This window comes from Serratia sp. CY32780 (genome assembly GCF_052169135.1).
Lineage (GTDB): Bacteria > Pseudomonadota > Gammaproteobacteria > Enterobacterales > Enterobacteriaceae > Serratia > Serratia sarumanii.
The window spans coordinates 1,778,341-1,800,075 of record NZ_JBJNLI010000001.1; the positions used below are offsets into that span (position 1 = coordinate 1,778,341).

16 protein-coding genes are annotated in these 21,735 nt (G+C 61.2%); 11 read left to right on the forward strand and 5 right to left on the reverse strand.

Annotated elements, in window-relative coordinates; all coding sequences use genetic code 11:
• Positions 1 to 131: 131 nt before the first annotated feature.
• The 7 genes from sapA (at position 132) to ACJ8HH_RS08640 (ending at position 8,039) form a co-directional block, all read left to right on the forward strand.
• Positions 132 to 1,781: an ABC transporter substrate-binding protein SapA gene (gene sapA / locus ACJ8HH_RS08610; RefSeq protein ID WP_048321637.1), complete on the forward strand. Its 1,650-nt coding sequence runs from the start codon at positions 132 to 134 to the stop codon at positions 1,779 to 1,781.
• The gene (gene sapB, locus ACJ8HH_RS08615; RefSeq protein WP_004930575.1) at positions 1,778 to 2,743 is read left to right on the forward strand and encodes a putrescine export ABC transporter permease SapB; all 966 of its coding nucleotides are present in this window, start codon (positions 1,778 to 1,780) and stop codon (positions 2,741 to 2,743) included. The genes sapA and sapB overlap by 4 nt, the downstream gene beginning before the upstream one ends.
• Positions 2,730 to 3,620 carry a putrescine export ABC transporter permease SapC gene (gene sapC, locus ACJ8HH_RS08620; protein WP_004930580.1) on the forward strand — a complete coding sequence of 297 codons (891 nt, stop codon included), beginning with the start codon at positions 2,730 to 2,732 and terminating at the stop codon, positions 3,618 to 3,620. The genes sapB and sapC overlap by 14 nt, the downstream gene beginning before the upstream one ends.
• The gene (gene sapD, locus ACJ8HH_RS08625; RefSeq protein WP_004930587.1) at positions 3,620 to 4,612 is read left to right on the forward strand and encodes a putrescine export ABC transporter ATP-binding protein SapD; all 993 of its coding nucleotides are present in this window, start codon (positions 3,620 to 3,622) and stop codon (positions 4,610 to 4,612) included. Before sapC ends, sapD begins: the two co-directional genes overlap by 1 nt.
• Position 4,613: 1 nt before the next feature.
• Complete coding sequence (sapF, locus tag ACJ8HH_RS08630; RefSeq protein ID WP_033648455.1) at positions 4,614 to 5,426, forward strand: putrescine export ABC transporter ATP-binding protein SapF; 813 nt, start codon at positions 4,614 to 4,616, stop codon at positions 5,424 to 5,426.
• A 424-nt stretch (positions 5,427 to 5,850) separates the two neighbouring features.
• Complete coding sequence (locus tag ACJ8HH_RS08635) at positions 5,851 to 7,035, forward strand: CMD domain-containing protein (protein WP_043147536.1); 1,185 nt, start codon at positions 5,851 to 5,853, stop codon at positions 7,033 to 7,035.
• Positions 7,036 to 7,490: 455 nt separating this feature from the next.
• Positions 7,491 to 8,039 carry an inclusion body family protein gene (locus ACJ8HH_RS08640; RefSeq protein WP_033634697.1) on the forward strand — a complete coding sequence of 183 codons (549 nt, stop codon included), beginning with the start codon at positions 7,491 to 7,493 and terminating at the stop codon, positions 8,037 to 8,039.
• An 88-nt stretch (positions 8,040 to 8,127) separates the two neighbouring features.
• Here ACJ8HH_RS08640 and ACJ8HH_RS08645 read toward each other — a convergent pair whose 3' ends face one another.
• Together ACJ8HH_RS08645 and dacD are read right to left on the reverse strand one after the other, a co-directional pair.
• Positions 8,128 to 9,033, reverse strand: a complete 906-nt coding sequence (locus ACJ8HH_RS08645; protein ID WP_033648461.1) for a LysR family transcriptional regulator — start codon at positions 9,031 to 9,033, stop codon at positions 8,128 to 8,130.
• A gap of 64 nt (positions 9,034 to 9,097) precedes the next feature.
• Positions 9,098 to 10,267, reverse strand: a complete 1,170-nt coding sequence (gene dacD, locus ACJ8HH_RS08650) for a serine-type D-Ala-D-Ala carboxypeptidase DacD (protein WP_048321639.1) — start codon at positions 10,265 to 10,267, stop codon at positions 9,098 to 9,100.
• A gap of 282 nt (positions 10,268 to 10,549) precedes the next feature.
• On the opposite strand from dacD, the gene ACJ8HH_RS08655 reads away from it, so the two are divergent.
• On the forward strand, positions 10,550 to 12,856 hold the full coding sequence (locus ACJ8HH_RS08655) for an FdhF/YdeP family oxidoreductase (protein WP_043147538.1): 2,307 nt from the start codon (positions 10,550 to 10,552) through the stop codon (positions 12,854 to 12,856).
• Positions 12,857 to 12,871: 15 nt separating this feature from the next.
• Here the strand turns inward: ACJ8HH_RS08655 and ACJ8HH_RS08660 are convergent, their stop codons facing one another.
• The gene (locus ACJ8HH_RS08660; RefSeq protein ID WP_033648464.1) at positions 12,872 to 13,726 is read right to left on the reverse strand and encodes a LysR family transcriptional regulator; all 855 of its coding nucleotides are present in this window, start codon (positions 13,724 to 13,726) and stop codon (positions 12,872 to 12,874) included.
• A gap of 99 nt (positions 13,727 to 13,825) precedes the next feature.
• On the opposite strand from ACJ8HH_RS08660, the gene gloA reads away from it, so the two are divergent.
• A complete protein-coding gene (gene gloA, locus ACJ8HH_RS08665; RefSeq protein ID WP_004930603.1) occupies positions 13,826 to 14,353 on the forward strand; it encodes a lactoylglutathione lyase in 528 nt (175 codons plus the stop codon).
• Between the two features lie 187 nt (positions 14,354 to 14,540).
• Entirely contained in the window at positions 14,541 to 16,475 is a 1,935-nt protein-coding gene (locus ACJ8HH_RS08670) for an exoribonuclease II (protein ID WP_060451608.1), read from the forward strand.
• Positions 16,476 to 16,550: 75 nt separating this feature from the next.
• Here ACJ8HH_RS08670 and ACJ8HH_RS08675 read toward each other — a convergent pair whose 3' ends face one another.
• Together ACJ8HH_RS08675 and ACJ8HH_RS08680 are read right to left on the reverse strand one after the other, a co-directional pair.
• A complete protein-coding gene (locus ACJ8HH_RS08675; protein WP_039565906.1) occupies positions 16,551 to 17,861 on the reverse strand; it encodes an MFS transporter in 1,311 nt (436 codons plus the stop codon).
• Positions 17,862 to 17,891: 30 nt separating this feature from the next.
• On the reverse strand, positions 17,892 to 19,055 hold the full coding sequence (locus ACJ8HH_RS08680; protein ID WP_033648468.1) for a M20 aminoacylase family protein: 1,164 nt from the start codon (positions 19,053 to 19,055) through the stop codon (positions 17,892 to 17,894).
• 385 nt (positions 19,056 to 19,440) lie between these two features.
• On the opposite strand from ACJ8HH_RS08680, the gene ACJ8HH_RS08685 reads away from it, so the two are divergent.
• Positions 19,441 to 21,507 (forward strand): carbon starvation CstA family protein, encoded by a 2,067-nt coding sequence (locus ACJ8HH_RS08685; protein WP_033653036.1) that lies wholly within the window; start codon positions 19,441 to 19,443, stop codon positions 21,505 to 21,507.
• Positions 21,508 to 21,735: the final 228 nt, after the last annotated feature.

Sequence of the window (21,735 nt, forward strand, 5' to 3'; positions counted from 1 at the left end):
AGATTTTTTTCACGATCGCGAACGACCTGATTAATCAAGTCGCAGAAAACTCAGTGATTTTGCTCAATGGATTGGGCTGCCGGTCAGAGTGCGATACACTAACGCTATTGCTGATTAACCCATGAGCCTCTATGCGTGGTTTACCCCTTTGGATAGTGTCGTTGTGCTTTACCGGCTCCGCCCTGGCCACAACAACACCGCCCGCGCCCGCCGCGGCGCCGCTGCCGGACATTCGCCAGAGCGGCTTTGTCTATTGCGTCAGCGGCATACTGAATACCTTCAACCCGCAAATGGCCAGCAGCGGCCTGACGGTGGATACCCTGGCCGCCCAGCTGTACGATCGCCTGCTGGATGTCGATCCCTACACCTACCGGCTGATCCCCGAGCTGGCGCAAAGCTGGGAAGTGCTGGACAACGGCGCCACCTACCGCTTCCATCTGCGCAAGGACGTGCCGTTCCAGACCACCGCCTGGTTCACCCCCACCCGCAAGATGAACGCCGACGACGTAGTGTTCAGCTTCGCGCGCGTATTTGACCAAAAACACCCTTATCACGACGTCAACGGCGGCGAATACCCCTATTTCGACAGCCTGCAGTTCGGCGATTCGGTGCAGAGCGTGAGAAAGCTCGACGACTACACGGTGGAGATCCGCCTGCAGTCGCCGGACGCCTCGTTCCTGTGGCACCTGGCGACCCACTACGCGCCGGTGCTGTCCGCCGAATACGCCGACACGCTGACGCGCGAAGGCCATCAGGAGCTGATCGACCGAGAGCCGGTCGGCAGCGGCCCGTTCCTGCTCAACGAATACCGCTCGGGGCAATATATTCGCCTGGCGCGCAACGCCGCCTACTGGAAAGGCCTGCCGCGCATGCCGCAGGTGGTGATCGATCTGGGCGCCGGCGGCACCGGCCGCCTCTCCAAACTGCTGACCGGCGAGTGCGACGTGCTGGCCTATCCGGCGGCGAGCCAGCTGTCTATCCTGCGCGACGATCCGCGCCTGCGCCTGACGCTGCGCCCGGGGATGAACATCGCCTATCTGGCGTTCAACACCCGCAAGCCGCCGCTCGACAACCTCAACGTGCGCCAGGCGATCTCGCTGGCGATCAACAACCAGCGGTTGATGCAATCGATCTATTACGGCACTGCGGAAACCGCCGCCTCGATCCTGCCGCGCGCCTCCTGGGCCTACGACAACGACGCGCACGTCACCGAGTACGATCCGGCCAAATCGCGCGAAATGCTGCGGCAGGCCGGCGTCGGCCAGCTGAACCTAAAGCTGTGGGTGCCGACCGCCTCGCAGTCTTACAACCCGAGCCCGCTGAAGACCGCCGAGCTGATCCAGGCCGATCTCGGCCAGGTGGGCATCAACGTCACCATTGTGCCGGTGGAAGGCCGCTTCCAGGAAGCGCGCCTGATGGAGATGAACCACGATCTGACCCTGACCGGCTGGGCCACCGACAGCAACGACCCGGACAGCTTCTTCCGGCCGTTGCTGAGCTGCGCGGCAATCCGTTCGCAAACCAACTATGCTCACTGGTGTGACCCGGGCTTCGACGAGGTGTTGCAGAACGCGCTGCTGTCGCAGCAGCTGTCTCAGCGCATCGACAACTACCGCAAGGCGCAGAAAATCCTCGAGCAGCAACTGCCGGTGCTGCCGCTGGCCTCTTCTTTGCGTCTGCAGGCCTACCGCTACGACATCAAGGGATTGGTGCTGAGCCCGTTCGGCAACGCCTCGTTCGCCGGGGTGTACCGTGAATCCGCGCCGGAGGTGAACAAGTGATTATCTTTACCCTGCGCCGCATTCTGCTGCTGCTGATCACGCTGTTCTTCCTGACGCTGGTCAGCTTCAGCCTGAGCTATTTCACGCCGCGCGCGCCGCTGAACGGCGCCGCCCTGTTGGACGCCTATCAGTTCTACTTCGTCAGCCTGCTGCACTGGGACTTCGGCGTTTCCAGCATCAACGGCCAGGCGATCAGCGAACAGCTGCGCGAAGTGTTCCCGGCTACCATGGAGCTATGCCTGTTGGCCTTCGCCCTGGCGCTGTTTATCGGCATTCCGCTGGGCATCATCGCCGGCGTGCTGCGCGGCAAGTGGCAGGACACCGCCATCAGCACCTTCGCGCTGCTGGGCTTTTCGATGCCGGTGTTCTGGCTGGCGCTGCTGCTGATGCTGTTCTTCTCGCTGCATCTGGGCTGGCTGCCGGTATCCGGCCGTTTCGACCTGCTGTATCAGGTGAAGCCGATCACCGGTTTCGCGCTGATCGACGCCTGGCTGTCGGACTCGCCGTACCGCGCCGAGATGATCGGCAGCGCCCTGCGCCACATGATCCTGCCGATCGCCGCGCTGGCGGTGGCGCCCACCACCGAAGTGGTGCGCCTGATGCGCATCAGCACCGACGACGTGCTGAGCCAAAACTACATCAAGGCCGCCGCCACCCGCGGTCTGTCGCGCTTCACCATCATTCGCCGCCACGTGTTGCACAACGCGCTGCCGCCGATCGTGCCCAAGCTGGGGCTGCAGTTCTCCACCATGCTCACGCTGGCGATGATCACCGAAGTGGTGTTCAGCTGGCCGGGCCTCGGCCGCTGGCTGATCAACGCCATTCGCCAGCAGGACTATGCGGCGATCTCCGCCGGTGTCATGGTGGTCGGCACGCTGGTGATCACCATTAACGTCCTGGCCGATATTCTGGGTGCGGCAACCAACCCGCTGAAACATAAGGAATGGTATGCCCTTCGATAACGTATACCGCGAGAAAAAAATGCCGAGCCCGCTGCGCTACACCTGGCGGATTTTCTACGGCGACGCGCTGGCGATGATCGGTTTTTACGGGGTGATCGCCCTGCTGCTGCTGTCGCTGTTCGGTAGCCTGCTGGCGCCCTACGCGCTGGATCAGCAATTCCTCGGCTATCAGCTGCTGCCGCCTTCCTGGTCGCGCTACGGCAACGTGTCGTTCTTTCTCGGCACCGACGATCTCGGGCGCGACATCCTCAGCCGCCTGTTGACCGGCACTGCCGCCACCTTCGGCTCGGCGCTGGCGGTGACGCTGGCCGCGGCGTTCTGCGGAGTGATCCTCGGCGTGTTCGCCGGCGTCACTCACGGGCTGCGCTCGGCGGTGCTCAACCACATTCTTGATACCCTGCTGTCCATTCCCTCGCTGCTGCTGGCGATCGTGGTGGTGGCGTTTATCGGCCCCAAACTTGAACACGCCATGCTGGCGGTGTGGCTCGCCTTGCTGCCGCGCATGGTGCGCACCATCTACAGCGCGGTGCACGACGAGCTGGAGAAAGAGTACGTGGTGGCGGCGCGGCTCGACGGCGCTTCCACGCTGCAGATCCTGTGGTACGCCGTCATGCCGAACATCGCCGCGGTGCTGGTGACCGAATTCACCCGCGCGCTGTCGATGGCCATTTTGGACATCGCCGCGCTCGGCTTCCTCGATCTCGGCGCGCAGCTGCCTTCGCCGGAATGGGGAGCGATGCTCGGCGATTCGCTCGAGCTGGTGTACGTCGCCCCCTGGACGGTGATGCTGCCCGGCGCGGCCATCCTCGTCAGCGTGCTGCTGGTTAACCTGTTAGGCGACGGTATGCGCCGCGCAATCAATGCCGGGGTGGAATAATGCCGTTACTCGATATCCGCAATCTGACGATTGAATTTATGACCGCCGAAGGGCCGGTCAAGGCGGTCGATCGCGTCAGCATGACGCTGACCGAGGGCGAGGTGCGCGGCCTGGTGGGTGAATCGGGCTCCGGCAAGAGCCTGATCGCCAAGGCCATCTGCGGCGTAACCAAAGACAACTGGCGCGTCACCGCCGACCGTTTCCGCTTCGACGACATCGATCTGCTGCAGCTGAGCCCGCGCGAGCGGCGCAGGCTGGTGGGCCACAACGTCTCGATGATTTTCCAGGAGCCGCAGTCCTGTCTCGATCCTTCCGAGAGCATCGGCCGCCAGCTGGCGCAGGCGATCCCGGGCTGGACTTATAAAGGCCACTGGTGGCAGCGCTTCAACTGGCGCAAACGCCGCGCCATCGAATTGCTGCACCGCGTCGGCATCAAGGATCACGACGACATCATGGGCAGCTTCCCGTACGAGCTGACCGAAGGCGAGTGTCAGAAAGTTATGATCGCCATCGCGCTGGCCAACCAGCCGCGCCTGCTGATCGCCGATGAGCCGACTAACGCCATGGAGCCGACCACCCAGGCGCAGATTTTCCGCCTGTTGGCGCGCCTCAATCAGAACAACAACACCACCATCCTGCTGATCAGCCATGATTTGCAGATGATGAGTAAATGGGCCGACCGGGTGAACGTGCTGTACTGCGGGCAAACGGTGGAAAGCGCCCAGTGCGAAGAGCTGCTGGCGGCGCCGCACCACCCTTACACCCAGGCGCTGATCCGCGCCATGCCGGACTTCGGCCGCTCGCTGCCGCACAAGAGCCGGTTGAACACGCTGCCGGGCGCCATTCCTTCGCTGGAACACCTGCCGATCGGCTGCCGTCTGGGGCCGCGCTGCCCTTACGCGCAGAAGAAGTGTATCGAAACGCCGCGCCTGCGCCCGGTCAAAAACCACTTCTTCGCCTGCCACTTCCCGCTGAACATGGAGGAGCAATAACATGGAAACGCTGTTGGAAGTGCGCAACCTGAGCAAAACCTACCGCTATCGCACCGGGCTGTTTCGCCGTCAGCACGTCGAGGCGGTGAAATCCGTCAGCTTTACCCTGCGCGAAGGCCAGACGCTGGCGGTGATCGGCGAGAACGGCTCCGGCAAATCCACGTTGGCGAAGATGCTCTCAGGCATGGTGGAACCGACCGCCGGCGAACTGCTGATCGACGATCATCCGCTGGAATTCGGCGATTATCGCTACCGTAGCCAGCGCATTCGCATGATTTTTCAGGATCCGAGCACCTCGCTCAACCCGCGCCAGCGCATCGGCCAGCTGCTGGACGCGCCGCTGCGGCTGAACACCAGTCTGGAACCCGCCGAACGCGAGCAGCGCATCAACCAGACGCTGCGCCAGGTCGGCATGCTGCCGGATCACGCCTACTACTATCCGCACATGCTGGCTTCCGGGCAGAAACAGCGCGTCGCATTGGCGCGTGCGCTGATCCTGCAGCCGAAGGTGATCGTCGCCGATGAGGCGCTGGCCTCGCTGGACATGTCGATGCGCTCGCAAATCATCAACCTGATGCTGGAACTGCAGGAAAAACACGGTATTTCCTATATCTACGTCACTCAGCACCTCGGCATGATGAAGCATATCAGCGACCAGGTGTTGGTGATGCACGAAGGAGAAATCGTCGAACGCGGCAGCACCGCCGAGGTGTTGGCGGCGCCGCTGCACGAATTGACCAAGCGCCTTATCGCCAGCCACTTCGGCGAGGCGCTGACCGCCGACGCCTGGCGGCGCGACGGCGGCCGTTTTTGAGGCCCGTCCTGGCCTGCAACAAACCCGCTGCGGCGGGTTTTTTATTGCCGCACGCGCCTGCCGCTACGCCAGAAAACGCAAATACAAATTACATTCTTGTTATATATCCTTATATTTTATTCCTTTCAGTTATTGATTAGTCCGTAACATTATTTTATCTCGCCAGGGCGATCGGTGAGGATATCCCCTACGTTGAGCCTCTCATACGACAGGATATCGCACTGATGAACAGCCTTCGCCATCGCCGTCTCACGCAGTTTCTGCTCACGCTGGCCGCCGGTTTCTCTGTTTACGGCCACGCGCTGTGCTGCGATGAGCTGCGCTAAATCTGCCTTTCGCCCCGCCTGCGGGCATGTTGACTCTTTGTCCAGCCGCCGCTGCCGCACGCACCGGTGGCTGTTGCTCATGATTAAGGATTGACCCTATGGAACGACTCCGTCGACAACATAATGCCCAGTGGTATCACGAAACCCAAAGCAGCGTGCGGGGCGATGCGCCGCTGGAGCCGCAGGCGGCTACCCTACGCGATCGTTTTCTGCTGGGGCTGGGCGCCTTCGCCGACGAAGCGCTAAATGCAGCGCTCAGCGCCCGCGCCGGGGTATTCAACGCCTCGCTGGCCGGTTACCACACGCTGTTTCCCGACCAGGTGTCGCTGTCACGATACGTGACATTGTCACCATACGATCGCCTTAGCACCGCGTTGACCGTCGCTCAGGTGACGGGCGTGCAATCGCTTTGTAGCCACTACGCCGCCCGCCTCGCCCCGCTGCACAGCCCGGACGCCTCCCGGGAAAGCAATATCCGTCTTGCTCAAATCACCCAATATGCCCGCCAGCTTGCCAGCCAGCCCACGCTGATTTGCCGCAGGGCGCTGCAACAGCTCGGCGACGTCGGGCTGAGCCCGGCGGATATCGTAACCTTCTCTCAGACGATCGGTTTTGTCAGCTATCAGGCGCGCGTAGTGGCGGGCGTCGCGGCGTTGGCCGGCCGCCCGGCGGTGGTGGTGCCCGGCTTCCCGAACGTCGAAGACGCCGATGGCGTCGATTTCAGTGCCGACGAGTTGAGCTGGACTGCTCGTCTGCCGACAATCGACACGGAAGCCGCCGCCGCCGAACAGCTTGACGTGCTGGATCAGAGCCACCCGCAGGCGCGCGCCGAATCTTATTATTTGCTGTTGGCGCACGATGCCGCCGCGCTGCGCGAGCGTAACGGCGTGTTTAACGGCATCAATGCCGAAGGATACGGGTTATCGGGCCGATTGAAAGCGCTGGCGACGCTGGCGGTCTCGCGCATCAACGGCAGCCGCTACTGCGCGGCTACGGTGGCGCATGAATTGCAGGATGACGGACTGACGCAGGCGCTGTTCGCCGGGCTGCCTCAGGGGTTGGCGCATACCGACGATACGGTCAAACGTGCAGTGATCCACACCGCCGCCGAGCTGACGCGCGCTCCGGAGAAATTCACCCCGCAGAGCGTGCAGCCGTTGTTCAACAGCGGCCTGAATCAGGCGCAGGCGCTGGAAGTGATCCTCACCGCCGCGCTCTACGCCTGGGAAAACCGCCTGCGCCAAACGCTGGGCGATGCAGAGCCGGCACAGCCGGCGCAATGACCTATCACTGAGTTGACGGCTAATTTCGCCGTTAACTCTCTTTGGTCTATTTTGGCTAAAAACTTCAGCAAAAGATGAACTGATAAAGTATAAATCCGAAAAAATAGTACTTATCAGAATTATGATTCGTTTTTTCCTGCCGTTCGCGAAAATAACGACTCGTCAAAATTATGTCTGCAAACAAAGCAATAGAAAGATTGCGCCCTCGCTCAATTATGTAACCGTTCTCATCGCAGAAGCAGTAAAACAAGGTTTTAACCCTGCTAATTAATAGAGAAACACATTAACGCCTCTAACTTTTCAGCAGTGGTGGGCTTGCTGTTTAGTTTCTATGATTAAGCCGATAGCGACGTTGTGATTTCCATTTCAAATATTCACTAAAAATAAACGCTCGCCGTCAACCCCATTATTTTTTGATTTTCCATCACAGCAAAAAAATATTGTGAGGTAACCCCATGTCTGAGCAAGAACTTAAATCCAGCAACAGTATCGTTAACGTGATTGTCGTCATCGATACCGATGCTCTGATAGAAGCATTCGAGAATAACAACCCCAGTCAGGACTCCGGCAACCCAACAGGTATCGGGCATCAATACGCTTATATGGTCGTCACCTCCGAGCAGGTGATCGGCGGTTCCGGCACGGCGGACCTGAACTTTAAAGCCAATGTCGGCGACGTCATTCGCTGGACCGGCACCTCAGAATCCGCCAATTTCGACGCCGGCGTGCTGATCTACGGGCTGCCGCAGTTCGGCAGCGGCACCCAGGTCTTTTCCAACCCGACCTTCAAAATGTACACCCGCAGCTCGATGATGCCGGCGCAAAATACCGTGTTCCCCGTCACCTTCACCAACCAAACCTATTGGTTCATCCAGGCGGACATCAGCAATACCGGCACGGAAAATTATTGCATCCAATTTGGCCTCTATTATCGGCCAAATGGCGGCGATCAGAAATTACTGGGTTATTTCTATTGGGATCCGACCATTACCATCAGCAATTAACCTTATTCCGTCGACCGTTAGGCACCACATGATTATGGCCCCTCGGGGCCATAATCGTTGCGGAAACATCGGGTAAACTTAAAGGTCTCTATTCATTTTGCCGACGCAGCCACTCGCTGGCGGCGTCGAAGAATTTTTGCGCCAACGGCGTGGCGCGCTCCGCCATATCGACCACCACCGCCGCATGACGCGGCATGGCGCCGATGGCCACCGGGCGCCGCTGCAACGCCGGCATCAGCGGCGATTGCAGTTGGCCGCGCGGGAACAGCCCGCAGCCCAGGCCGACGAAAATCCCCTCCAGCAGTTGGAAGATCGAGGCCGTCTCCAGCCGTGTGTGCAGCGTCAACCCGGCGTCGCGGAAGTGTTGATCGAGATAGCGGCGGAAATAACGCGTCGGCTCGGCCAGGCACAGCGGCAAAGCGGCCACCGCTTCCAGCGGCAACGGCGTGTCGCCCACCAGCTTCGGGAAGTGTTGCGGATGAAATACCAGCTCGACGCCGGTTTCCACCAGCGGTTGCGATTGGAAATGCAGCTCCTTTAAGGTCGACAGCTCGAAAAAGCCGATGCCGATGTCGACGGTATGCGCCGTCAGCGCCTCCAGCAGTTGATCGGCGCTCAGCACCGCCAGCCGGTAATCGAGATGCGGGTAACGCGCGCTGACCGCCTTGAGCATTTCCGATACCGAAATACTGCACTGCGGCACCACGCCAAGGCGCAGCGTGCCGTGCAAGCCGTGCTTGAGCGACTCCACCTCCAGCTTCAGCCCCTGGTAGATCGAGACGATCTCACGCGCCCACGCCAGCACCCGCTCACCTTCGGCGGTAAAACCACCGAAATGGTTGCCGCGGTTAATCAGCGAAACGCCCAGCTCTTTCTCCAGATTTTTCAAGCGCATGGACAGGGTCGGCTGGCTGACGAAGCTGGCCTCCGCCGCCCGGCCGAAGTGGCGTTCTCGTTCTAAATTACACAAATAAATCAGTTGTTTAATATCCATAGCGCGGCTCAATGATCGGCATTCACACCAGTATACCACCGGGCGCCTTCGCCCGCCCGGCGAGTCAGAGCTTCAGCTTCACGTAATCCGCCAGGCGCGAGAACACGCCGCCCTGCGGCACCGCCTGCAGCGCCACCAGCGGCAGGGTTTTCACCACCTGGCCATTGTCGCTGATGCGGATCTCGCCGACGGTCTGCCCTTTGCCTATCGGCGCTTCCAGCCGTGCGGCAGTGATTACGTACTGCGCCTTCAGCTTGCCCGCTTCGTTTTTCGGCAGGCTGAGCGACTGGTTCTGCGCGCTGCCGACCGGCAAGCGGTGATTCTTGCCGTACCAGACCGGCTCTTCCCCCAGGCTCTGGCCGGCGTTGAACAGGTGTACCGTGGTAAAATCGCGCAGCCCCCAGTTCAGCAGCTTACGCGCCTGTTCCTCGCGGCCTTTGGAACTTTTACCGCCCATCACCACGGCGATCAGGCGGCGATCCCCTTCGGTGGCGGAGGCGATGATGTTGAAGCCGGCCGAGGCGGTGTGCCCGGTTTTCAGACCGTCGACGTGCAACGTCTTATCCCACAGCAGGCCATTGCGGTTCTGCTGCGTGATGCCGTTCCAGGTCAGCGACTTCTCGCTGTACATATGGTATTCCGCCGGCTCGCTCATGATGATGGCGCGTGCAATCACCGCCAGATCGCCGGCGGTGGTGAACTGCCCCGGCGCATCCAGCCCGTGTACCGTTTCGAAATGGGTGTTCTGCAGGCCCAGTTGCGCGCTCTTCTCGTTCATCAGCTTGACGAAGTTAGCCTGGCTGCCCGCCACATAGTCCGCCATCGCCACGCAGGCGTCGTTGCCGGAATCGATGATAATACCGCGGCTGAGATCGCGCACCGTGACCCTGTCACCTGGCTTCAGGAACATCAGCGAAGACCCCTTGAACACCGGGTTGCCCTGCGCCCAGGCGTCTTTCCCCACGGTGACGACATCGTCGAGGCCAATCTTGTGCTGATCGAGCGCGTGGTCGATCACCAACCCGGTCATGAGTTTGGTCAGGCTGGCCGGGTTGCGCCGTTCGTCGGCATTGCCGGCGGCCAACACCTGGCCGGTGGCGTAATCCATCAAAACGTAAGAGGCGGCGTCTATCGCCGGCGGGGTCACGGTAGGAAAATTGGGCGTCGTTTTCGCCGCCTGCGCCGCTAAAGGCAGCAATATGCCGCCGATCACCACTGATACTGAACGCTTCACGCTGTGTTCCTCAGGCCCGCAGGCTGAATAAAATGCCAATATAATCCGCGAGATAGACTGCATGAATTCACTTTCAGACGAAACCATTACTCTTTTGCAGCGGGTGTCTTTATGCAACCATTTGTTTACGGTACCGCCCGCCGGCGATAGATGCGCTCTATGCCGCCATTGCCCCATTCGATTAGACGCCACCCGGCAGCGCCCCTAAACTTGTGACATAAATACGCAAGACGCATAAAAAAGCGTTTACTTTTTAGCTACAACCACCTGCGAAGTGTCACCATGAAATTCAAACCGTCAATCAAGCCTTATACCGGCCCAGCGGGCGGCTGGGGTTCGCTTGAAGCCACCACCCGCTTTGTCCTCGACAGTAAACAAACGCTAAAAAACATGCGCAACCTGATGCGCGTCAACAAGGCACGCGGCTTCGACTGCCCCGGTTGCGCCTGGGGCGACGACAACCACAGCACCTTCAGCTTCTGCGAAAACGGCGCCAAAGCGGTCAGTTGGGAAGCGACGCGCAGCGCCGTCGAGCCAGAGTTCTTCGCCGCCCACAGCGTCAGCACCCTGCAGCAGCAGAGCGACTATTTCCTCGAGTATCAGGGTCGCCTCACCCATCCGATGCGCTACAACGCCGAAACCGACCACTATGAGCCTATCCATTGGCCGGATGCGCTGGCGCTGATCGCCAAGCACATCAACGGCATGGACAACCCGAACCAGATCGAGCTGTATACTTCGGGCCGCGCCAGCAACGAAGCGTCGTACCTTTATCAGCTGTTCGGCCGCATGCTCGGCACCAGCAATTTCCCCGACTGTTCCAATATGTGCCACGAGGCGAGCGGCGTTGGGCTGAAGCAGAGCATCGGCGTCGGCAAAGGCACCATCCGCATCGATGACTTCGAAAAGGCCGATGCCATCTTCGTGTTCGGTCAAAACCCCGGCACCAACCACCCGCGCATGCTGCACAGCCTGAAAAACGCCGCCCGACGCGGCGCGCGCATCGTCAGCTTCAACACCCTGCGCGAACGTGGGCTGGAAAGGTTCGCCGATCCGCAGGATCCGGTACAGATGCTGACGCCAAAATCCTCGCCGATCAGCTCTTCCTATTACCAACCGAATCTGGGCGGTGATATGGCGGCGGTGCGCGGCATGGTGAAAGCCCTGCTGGAAACCCACCGCCAGCGTCTGGCCGCCGGCGAGCCCGCCCTGTTCGACCTGGCGTTTATCGAGCGGCACAGCGTTGGCGTAGAGGCTTATCTGGCGCAGGTGGACGCCACCGAGTGGCAGACCATTACCGCGCAGTCGGGCCTGAGCGAGGTGCAGCTGCGCCAGGCGGCGGCCACCTATCAGGGCGCCGAACGGGTGATCTGCACCTGGGCGATGGGCGTGACGCAGCATAAACACTCTATTGCGACGGTGCGTGAAATCACCAACCTGCAGCTGCTGTTCGGGCAACTGGGCAAACCGGGCGCCGGCCTGTGCCCGGTACGCGGCCACAGCAACGTCCAGGGTAACCGCACCATGGGGATCGACGAGAAGTCGCCCAAAGCGCTGCTCGACAGCCTGGAGCGCCACTTTAACTTTACCGCCAACCGCGCGCTGGGCCACAACACGGTGGAAGCGATCGAAGCGATGCTGCGCGGCGAAGTGAAAGTGCTGATCGCGCTGGGCGGCAACCTGGCCGCCGCGGCGCCGGACACCGAGCGCACCGCCCGCGCCCTGCGCAACTGCGATTTGACGGTGCATATCAGCACCAAGCTTAACCGCAGCCATCTGGTGACCGGCAAAGACGCGCTGATCCTGCCGACGCTCGGCCGCACCGAACTGGACATGCAGGCCAGCGGCTCGCAGTACATTACGGTCGAGGATTCGTTCAGCATGGTGCACGCCTCGGAAGGCATCGGCAAACCGCTGGCGGAGACCCAACGTTCGGAGACGGCGATCGTCTGCGGCATCGCCGACGCGGTGCTGGGCACCCAGCAGTTGGACTGGCTGGAACTGGCCGACGACTACTCGCTGATCCGCGATCATATCGCCGCCACCATTCCCGGCTTCGAGGATTTCAACCGGCGCTGCGACCAGCCCGGCGGTTTCTACCTGGGCAATGCCGCCGCCGAACTGCGCTTCGCCACGCCAAGCGGCAAGGCAGAATTCAGCGCCGCCGCGCTGCCGACCACCCTGTTCCCGCAGCTGGGTGGCGAGCAAGCGCCGTTTACCCTGCAGACGCTGCGCTCGCACGATCAGTACAACACCACCATCTATGGTCTGGATGACCGTTATCGCGGCGTTTACGGCCAACGCGAAGTGTTGTTCATCCATCCGGAGGATCTGGCGGCGCTGGGCCTGCAGGATGGCGAACGGGTAGAGATTGAAACCCTGTGGAACGATGGCGTGGTGCGTAAAGTAGACGGGTTCAAGCTGGTGAGTTACGACATTCCGCGTGGCAACCTGGCGGCCTACTACCCGGAAACCAACCCGCTGGTGCCGCTGGCCAGCTTCGGCGACGGTACCGGCACGCCGACTTCGAAGTCGATTCCGGTGGTGATCCGCCGCAGCGAACAGCAACCTTCGCTGCGCATCGCCTGAAAACGCGCGCCCGGTTCACCCCGGGCGCGCCAATATCGCCAGGATGGTCTGCAACTCGTCGGACAGCTGATGCCGTCGCCAGACGAAATACAGGTCGCTCACCCCCTCCTCACCCATTTCCACCACCTTCAGCCCCGGCGCCGGCAAGATCAGCGGCAGCAACGAACCGGGTACGCAGGCGACGCCACAACCGGCCTGCACGCAGGCCGCCATCGCGGCATAAGACTCCATTTCCAGCGTCATGCGCGGTTTCAGCCCGCGCGAGGCCAGCCAGTGATCGACCTTCAGGCGAAACGAACATTCGCGGCTGAAGGTGTAAAACTCCAGCGGCGCCAGCGTGGCGGCGTCGGGTTCCCCGGCATCGGCCGGCATCAGCAATACCAGCCGTTCGTCGAATGCCTTTTGGCTGGCCAGCAGCGGATGTTCTATCGGGCCGTCGGTGATCGCCAGATCGAGATCGCTGTCGATCAACATGCGTTCCAGCACCAGCGAGTCGCGGCTCAGCACGTTGATGTGCAGATGAGGCTGTAAACGGCGCAGCCGGGCAATGCGCGCCGGCAAATGGCTGACCAGCGAGAAATCCAGCGCCCCGAGGTTCAGCAGCCCATGTTGGTGCTCGCCGGCGAACAGCTGCTTGCTGCGCTCCGCCTGCGCCACAATGTCGCGCGCCTGCTGGTAGAACAGCCGCCCTTTGGGATTGACGTACAGCCGGTTCTTGTCGCGGAAAAACAGCTCGCCGCCCAGCGACTCCTCCAGCTCGCGCAGCCGCAGCGTGACGTTGGAAGGCACGCAGTGCAGCTCGCGCGCGGCGGCGGCGATGGTTTTATGTTCCACCACGGTGCAGAAAAACTTCAGCTGGCTCAGCTTCATCTATCATTCACTTTTAGTTAGTGTTTTAGTTAAAAACAATCACTTTAGATTAGCATCGATTTCACCTACAGTCTGCCGACACCCTGAGGAGGATCTCTGATGCCACTGAATGACCTACTGACGCTGCCCGGCGTGGCGGCCCAACCGGATGCGGTAACCGACGGTTACGTGTTCAACCACACCATGATCCGCGTGAAGGATCTGACCAAGGCGCTGGATTTCTACACCCGCGTGCTGGGCTTTACCCCGGTTTATCTGGAAACGTTCGAAGAAGCCGCCTTCACCATCTGCTACCTGACGCGCAGCCCGCGTGAACAGATCCCGCAGGACGACGACGAACGCAAGCGCTGGGCGCTGAGCCAGCCGGGAATTCTCGAGCTGACCCATAACCACGGCACCGAAAATCAGGCGGATTTCCACTATCACAACGGCAACGGCGAGCCACGCGGCTTTGGCCACCTGTGCGTCACGGTGCCGGACGTGCGCGCCGCCTGCGAGCGGTTTGAGCGCCTCGGCGTCACCTTCCAGAAACGCCTGCATGAAGGCCGCATGAACTACGTGGCGTTCATTCGCGATCCGGACGATTACTGGATTGAAATCCTGCAGCCGACGCCGCTGCAAGACTGACGGTCACCCGCCCTCCACCCCGGCCCTCGCGCCGGGGTTTTTCATCGATAGCGTTTCGATTGACCAATCTTGCGCAAAATCGCGCGGCAACGCGGGGTTCAGTGACGTTAGGCTTGCTCGCAGCGGGTGATTCGCGTAAAACTGTCAGCCGCAAATCTTGCCACTCACAACCCATTCACTGGACGATATGTTTCAAGATAACCCGCTGCTGGCGCAGCTTAAACAGCAACTTCACTCTCAAACCCCGCGCGTTGAAGGCGTCGTGAAAGGGACTGAGAAAGGCTTTGGCTTTCTTGAAGTAGACGGTCAAAAAAGTTACTTCATTCCGCCGCCGTACATGAAGAAAGTCATGCACGGGGATCGCATTATCGCCACCCTGCACACCGAGAAAGAGCGCGAAATCGCCGAGCCGGAAACCCTGGTCGAGCCGTTCCTGTCGCGCTTTGTCGGCCGCGTGCAAAAGCGCGACGACCGTCTGTCCATCGTGCCCGATCATCCGTTGCTGAAAGAGGCGATTCCGTGCCGCCCGGGGCGTGAATTGACCCACAACTTCCAGGCCGGCGACTGGGCGGTGGCGGAAATGCGCCGTCATCCGCTGAAAGGCGATCGCGGCTTCAACGCCGATCTGACCCAGTTTATCACCAACGGTGAAGACCATTTCGCCCCGTGGTGGGTGACGCTGGCGCGTCACAACCTGGAAAAAGAGGCGCCGGAGATGCTGGCTCTCAGCGAACCGGCCGCCGCGTCGGCGCGTGAAGATCTGACCGCGCTCGAATTCGTTACCATCGACAGCGTCAGCACCGAAGACATGGACGATGCGCTGTACGTGACCGACAACGGTGACGGTTCGCTGCAGTTGACCATTGCCATCGCCGATCCGACCGCCTACGTCGAACAAGGCAGCAAGCTGGACGATATCGCCCGCGTGCGCGCCTTCACCAACTACCTGCCTGGCTTCAACATCCCGATGTTGCCGCGCGATCTGTCGGACAACCTGTGCTCGCTGCGCCCTAACGAGCGCCGCCAGGTGCTGGCTTGCCGCGTGACCATCGCCGCCGACGGCGCACTGGGCGAAGATATTCAGTTCTTCGCCGCCGAGATCGAATCCAAAGCCAAACTGGTGTACGACGAAGTGTCCGACTGGCTGGAAGGCATTGCCGGCTGGCAGCCGCCGAGCGACGCCATCGCGCAACAAATCACCCTGCTGAAACGCGTTTGCGACGCGCGCAACGCCTGGCGCCACCAACATGCGCTGGTGTTTAAAGATCGCCCGGACTACCGCTTCGTGCTGGGTGAAAAAGGCGACGTGCTGGAGATCGTTACCGAACAGCGCCGCAGCGCTAACCGCATCGTTGAAGAGTGCATGATCGCCGCCAACGTCTGCGCCGCCATCGTGCTGCGCGATCGCCTGGGCTTCGGCGTGTACAACGTGCACACCGGTTTCGATCCTGCGCTGGTCGAGCAAGCGGTCACCGTATTGCAGGCCAACGGCGTGGAAGCCGAAGCCGACAAGCTGCTGACCCTCGACGGTTTCTGCGAACTGCGCCGCCACCTGGACGCGCAGCCGACCCAGTTCCTCGACAGCCGCATCCGCCGCTTCCAGACCTTCGCGGAGATCAGCACCACGCCGGGGCCACACTTCGGTCTGGGGCTGGAGGCTTACGCCACCTGGACATCACCGATCCGTAAGTACGGCGATATGGTCAACCATCGCCTGCTGAAGGCGATCATCAACCAGCAGCCGGCGGAAAAACCGCAGGATGACGTGACGGTACAGCTGGCGGAGCGCCGCCGCCTCAACCGCATGGCGGAGCGCGACGTCGGCGACTGGCTGTACGCTCGCTTCCTGCAGGACAAGGCCGGTACCGATACCCGCTTCAACGCCGAGATCATCGACGTGACCCGCGGCGGCCTGCGCGTGCGCCTGCTGGACAACGGCGCCGTTGCCTTCATCCCGGCACCGTTTATTCACGCGGTGCGCGACGAGATGCAGTGCAGCCAGGAAACCGGCACTGTACAGATCAAGGGTGAAGTGGTTTACCGCCAGAGCGACACCTTGCAGGTCACCATCGCCGAAGTGCGCATGGAAACCCGCAGCGTGATCGCCCGCCCTGCGGCCTGAACGCCAACCTGAAACGGTAGCAGCGCCAAACGCCGACGGTGAAAACCGCCGGCGTTTTTTTTCGCCTCATTCCGGCTAGCGCAGCGGCTCGCCGCCGGTTTCGCGCAGCAGCGGCAGCACCGCCAGCGAAGCCAGCGTCGCCAGCATCAAATAGACGGCGGGCGCCAGCAGCGAGCCGCTCAGCGCGATCGACTGCGAGGCGATGTACTGGGCAAAACCGCCGAAGATCGCCACCCCGAGGCTGTAGACCAACGCAAACCCCAAAGCGCGAATGCGCTGCGGGAACAGCTCCGAAATCATCAGCATGGTCGGCACCGAACCGAGCGTGGTCAACCCGACCAGCAGCGCGACTATCAGCAACAGCACCGCCGGATGCGGCACCGCGCTCAGCCACCAAAACGCCGGCAGGGCCACGATCAGAATTGCGATCCTCGACCAACGGATCAGCGGCAGGCGGCCGTAACGATCGCACCAGTGCCCGACCAGCAGGCTGCCGCCGAAGGTGACAAGCCCCGCCAGCAGCATCGCGGCATAGCCGTAGGCCTGCGCCATCCCCAAGTATTTCACCGCGTAGGTGCCGAGATAATACATCGAGATGTAAGTGGCGACGGTGGCGCCGATGGTCAGCATCACGCCGAGCACCACCGCCCGCGAGTGCTTGCGCAACTGTGCGGGTGGCTCGTGCGCCCGCGGCACCGACGGCCGATCGCTCTCCAGCCCGAGACGCAGCCAGCAACCGAGCGGCGCCAGCGCCACGCCGATAAAGAAAGGAATACGCCATCCCCACTCGGCCATGGCGTTCGGCTCGCCGGAAAGCACCGGCAAGGCCGCGCTGAGCGCCAGCGCGGTGACGCCGCCAACCACGGTGGCGATGCCCTGCGTCGCCAACGACCAGCTGGAATAGAAGCCGCGACGGTTGGGCGGCGCCGACTCCACCAGCAACGACATCGACGCCCCTACTTCGCCGCCCGCCGCCACGCCCTGGATCAGGCGCGCCGCTACCAAGGTGACGGTTCCCCAGTAGCCGGCGCTGGCGTAGGTCGGCGCAAAGCCGATCATCGCCGTGCCCAGGCTCATCAAGGAAATCGTCAGGATCATCGCCGGTTTGCGGCCGCAGCGATCGGCATAGGCGCCAATCAGAATGCCGCCCAGCGGCCGCATGAAGAAGCTGACGCCAAACGTCGCGAACGCCAACAGCAATGCCAAATGCGGATCGCTGGACGGTGGAAAGAACAATACGCTGATGTAAATAACGAAGAAGTTATAAATACCGAAGTCGAAAAACTCCAGCGCATTACCGAAAGAGGCGGCGAATATGACCTTTTTGCCGCTGGCGTTCGGAGCCGATATTATTGCCGTTTGAGTTTCAGCCGTATTTTCACTCATCATTGTCTTCCCTGTTATTATTTTTCGCGTTTATTTTAAATACGCTTCCGCCAACGCTGCCCAATAATGGCTGCCGGCCGCCAGACAGCCGTCGTTAAAGTCATATCCCGGGTTATGCACCATGCAGCTGCCTTCGCCATCGCCGTTGCCGATGATCAGGTAACAGCCCTGCGGGTGCGCATCGAGCATGAAGGCGAAATCTTCGCTGCCCATCAGCGGCCGGGCGCCATAGTGCGCGCGAGCGGCGCCGAACTGCTGCTGTGCCACGCGGTGGGCGAAACGGGTTATCCCTTCGTCGTTGACCAGCACCGGCGTGCCGTTAACGTGTTCCACCACCGCGTGAGCGCCGAAGCTTGCCGCCTGCGCCTCGATCAGCGCCGGAATGCGCGCCAGCAAGGTTGCGCGCGCCTGGCGATCCAGCGAGCGCACGCTGAGCTTCATCTCCGCGCTGTCCGGGATCACGTTGGCCGCCTCACCGGCCTTGATGCTGCCGACGGTGATCACCGCCGCTTCCAGCGGATCGATATTGCGCGAGACGATGCTCTGCAGGGAAACGGTGATATGCGAGGCCACCAGCACCGGATCGATCGTCAGCTGCGGGATGGCGCCGTGGCCGCCACGCCCCTGCACCCGCACGTTGAACTGATCCATCGAGGCCATAAACGGGCCATGCTGGAAAAAGAACTCACCGAGCGGCATGCCCGGCATGTTGTGCATGGCGAAGATGGCGTCGCAGGGGAAGCGCTCGAACAGCCCCTGTTCCACCATGCGCGCGCCGCCGTTCAGCATCTCTTCCGCCGGTTGGAAAATCAGGTGCAGCGTGCCGTTGAAGTTGCGCGTATGCGCCAGGTAACGGGCGGCGCCGAGCAGCATGGTGGTATGGCCGTCATGGCCGCAGGCGTGCATGCGGTTGGCCACGCTGCTGCTCCAGGGTTTGCCGGTGTTCTCCTCGATCGGCAAGGCATCCATATCGGCGCGCAGCCCGAGGCTTTTCACGCCGTCGCCCGCCCGCAGCGTGCCCACCACGCCGGTGCCCGCCAATCCGCGGTGCACCTCATAACCCCACGAACTCAGATAATCCGCGACCAGATCGCTGGTGCGAAACTCTTCGAAACCCAATTCGGGGTGCTGATGAATATCGTGCCGAATAGCCGTGAGCTGCGGTAAATACCCTTCGATGATTTTATTTATCATAATTACATTCCTTTCGTGATTTTATTATTTATTTGGTGAATGAATAAACCTGAGGGTGAAAATAAAGGTATAACACGGCATGAATAATTTTATTTCGGCTCGCCTCGACAGATAAAATAATAATCCGCCAGACGCCGTATCCAGATAAAAAACGACAATGATTCGCTGTACGCGCCGCGAAAATGCAGAATGAATAACTGCCCGGGATTCTGTGGGCGGCAGCCTGCGCCAACGCTGTTTCATCACTTTGTTTTTACACTAAAACCCCACCTGCTTCACATTTCTCATCCGACCTGCCGCGGTTCAGCGGCAAAACTTCTACTGTTAAAACGTCATTCCAAATAACAACGTCGATTTTTACCTCTGTACGCCAAGGAGTTGTTTCATGAAAAACATCAGGTCCGGACTTATCTGGCTGCTGGTGGCGTTGGTCGGCGCCTTCGCCTTCGCCATGCTGGCGCTCAGCCGCGGCGAACACGTCAACGCCGTCTGGCTGGTGGTCGCCGCCGTCGCCTGCTACAGCATCGCCTACCGCTTCTACAGCCGGTTCATTGCCGACAAGGTCTTTGAACTGGACGATCGCCGTCTGACCCCGGCCGAACGCCGCAACGACGGCCTGGACTATGTGCCCACCAACAAATGGGTGCTGTTCGGCCACCACTTCGCCGCCATCGCCGGCGCCGGGCCGCTGGTGGGGCCGATTCTGGCCGCACAGATGGGCTTCCTGCCGGGGACCATCTGGATCCTGGTCGGCGTCATGCTGGCCGGCGCGGTGCAGGATTTCCTGGTGCTGTTCATTTCCACGCGCCGCGACGGGCGTTCGCTGGGGGAAATGGCCAAGCAAGAGTTGGGCGCCTTCGCCGGGGTGATCACCATGCTCGGCGCGCTGGGAGTGATGATCATCATCCTGTCGGCGCTGGCGCTGGTGGTGGTAAAAGCGCTGGCCGACAGCCCGTGGGGGCTGTTCACCATCGCCGCCACCATCCCGATCGCGCTGTTCATGGGCATCTACATGCGTTTTATCCGGCCGGGCAAAATCGCTGAAATTTCGGTGATCGGCTTCGTGCTGATGCTGCTGGCGATCATTTACGGCGGCAACGTGGCGCAAGATCCCTACTGGGGGCCGTTCTTCACGCTGCACGGCACCACCCTGACCTGGGTGCTGGTGATCTACGGCTTCGTCGCTTCGGTGCTGCCGGTGTGGCTGCTGCTGGCGCCGCGCGACTACCTTTCCACCTTTATGAAAATCGGCGTCATCATCGGCCTGGCCATCGGCATCGTCTTCGCCATGCCGGAGATGAAAATGCCGGCGGTTTCGCGCTTCATCGACGGCAGCGGCCCGGTGTTCGCCGGCGCCCTGTTCCCGTTCCTGTTCATCACCATCGCCTGCGGCGCCATTTCCGGCTTCCACGCGCTGGTCTCCAGCGGCACTACGCCCAAGCTGGTGGAACGTGAAAGCCACATCCGCTTTATCGGTTACGGCGCCATGTTGATGGAGTCTTTCGTCGCCATCATGGCGCTGATCTGCGCCTCGGTGCTGGATCCGGGCGTTTACTTCGCCATGAACTCGCCGGCGGCGCTGATCGGCACCACGGTGGAAAATGCTTCGCAGGTCATCAACAGCTGGGGCTTTATCGTCACGCCGGAAACGCTGGCGCTGATCGCCAAAGAGGTGGGTGAGAACTCCATCCTGTCGCGCGCCGGCGGCGCCCCAACCTTCGCCGTGGGCATGGCGCACATCATCAGCGAGGTGTTCAACAGCCGGGCGATGATGGCCTTCTGGTACCACTTCGCCATTCTGTTCGAAGCGCTGTTCATTCTGACCGCCGTCGACGCCGGCACCCGCGCCTGCCGCTTTATGGTGCAGGATCTGGTGGGCGTGGCGGTGCCGCAGTTGGCCAATAACCGTTCGTGGTTCGGCAACCTGGCGGGCACCACGGTGGCGGTGGCCGGCTGGGGCTTCTTCGTGTATCAGGGCGTGGTCGATCCGCTCGGCGGCATCAATACCCTGTGGCCGCTGTTCGGCATCGGCAACCAGATGCTGGCGTCAATGGCGCTGATCCTCGGCACCGTGGTGCTGTTCAAGATGAAAAAACAGCGTTACGCCTGGGTCACCATTCTGCCGACCGCCTGGCTGTTCGTGACCTCCATGACCGCCGGCTGGCAGAAGATCTTCCATGAGAAACCGAGCATCGGCTTCCTGGCGCAGGCGAAGAAATTTTCCACCGGCATCGAGCAAGGCACGATCATTGCGCCGGCCAAATCGCTGAAAGACATGGAAACCATCGTATTCAGCAACCAAATCAACGCCGCGCTGTGCGGGTTCTTTATGCTGGTGGCGGTGACCATGCTGATCGCCGCTTTCTTCGCGATCCGCCGGGCGTTGCGTTCCGAACAGCCGACGACGCATGAGGTGAGCGCCGCGCTGCGGGAGGAGACCGGCCGCGGCTGAGTCTCACCGTTAGGAGAAACGGCCGGCCTCTTGAGCAGTACGCTGCTTAAGGGGTTGGGCCGTTAACGCGCCGCTGGGCAATATTGCGTTTACGGCGGCATCCGCCTCCGCCTCACCGATCAACGGACTGCTGCAGCTGTTTTATTTCTTGCCTGCCTAGGCTATTTCTATTTTTTGCTTTCGCTCAGTTGCGTATGGCACGACTGGCACCCGGCCATGCCGTTCGCC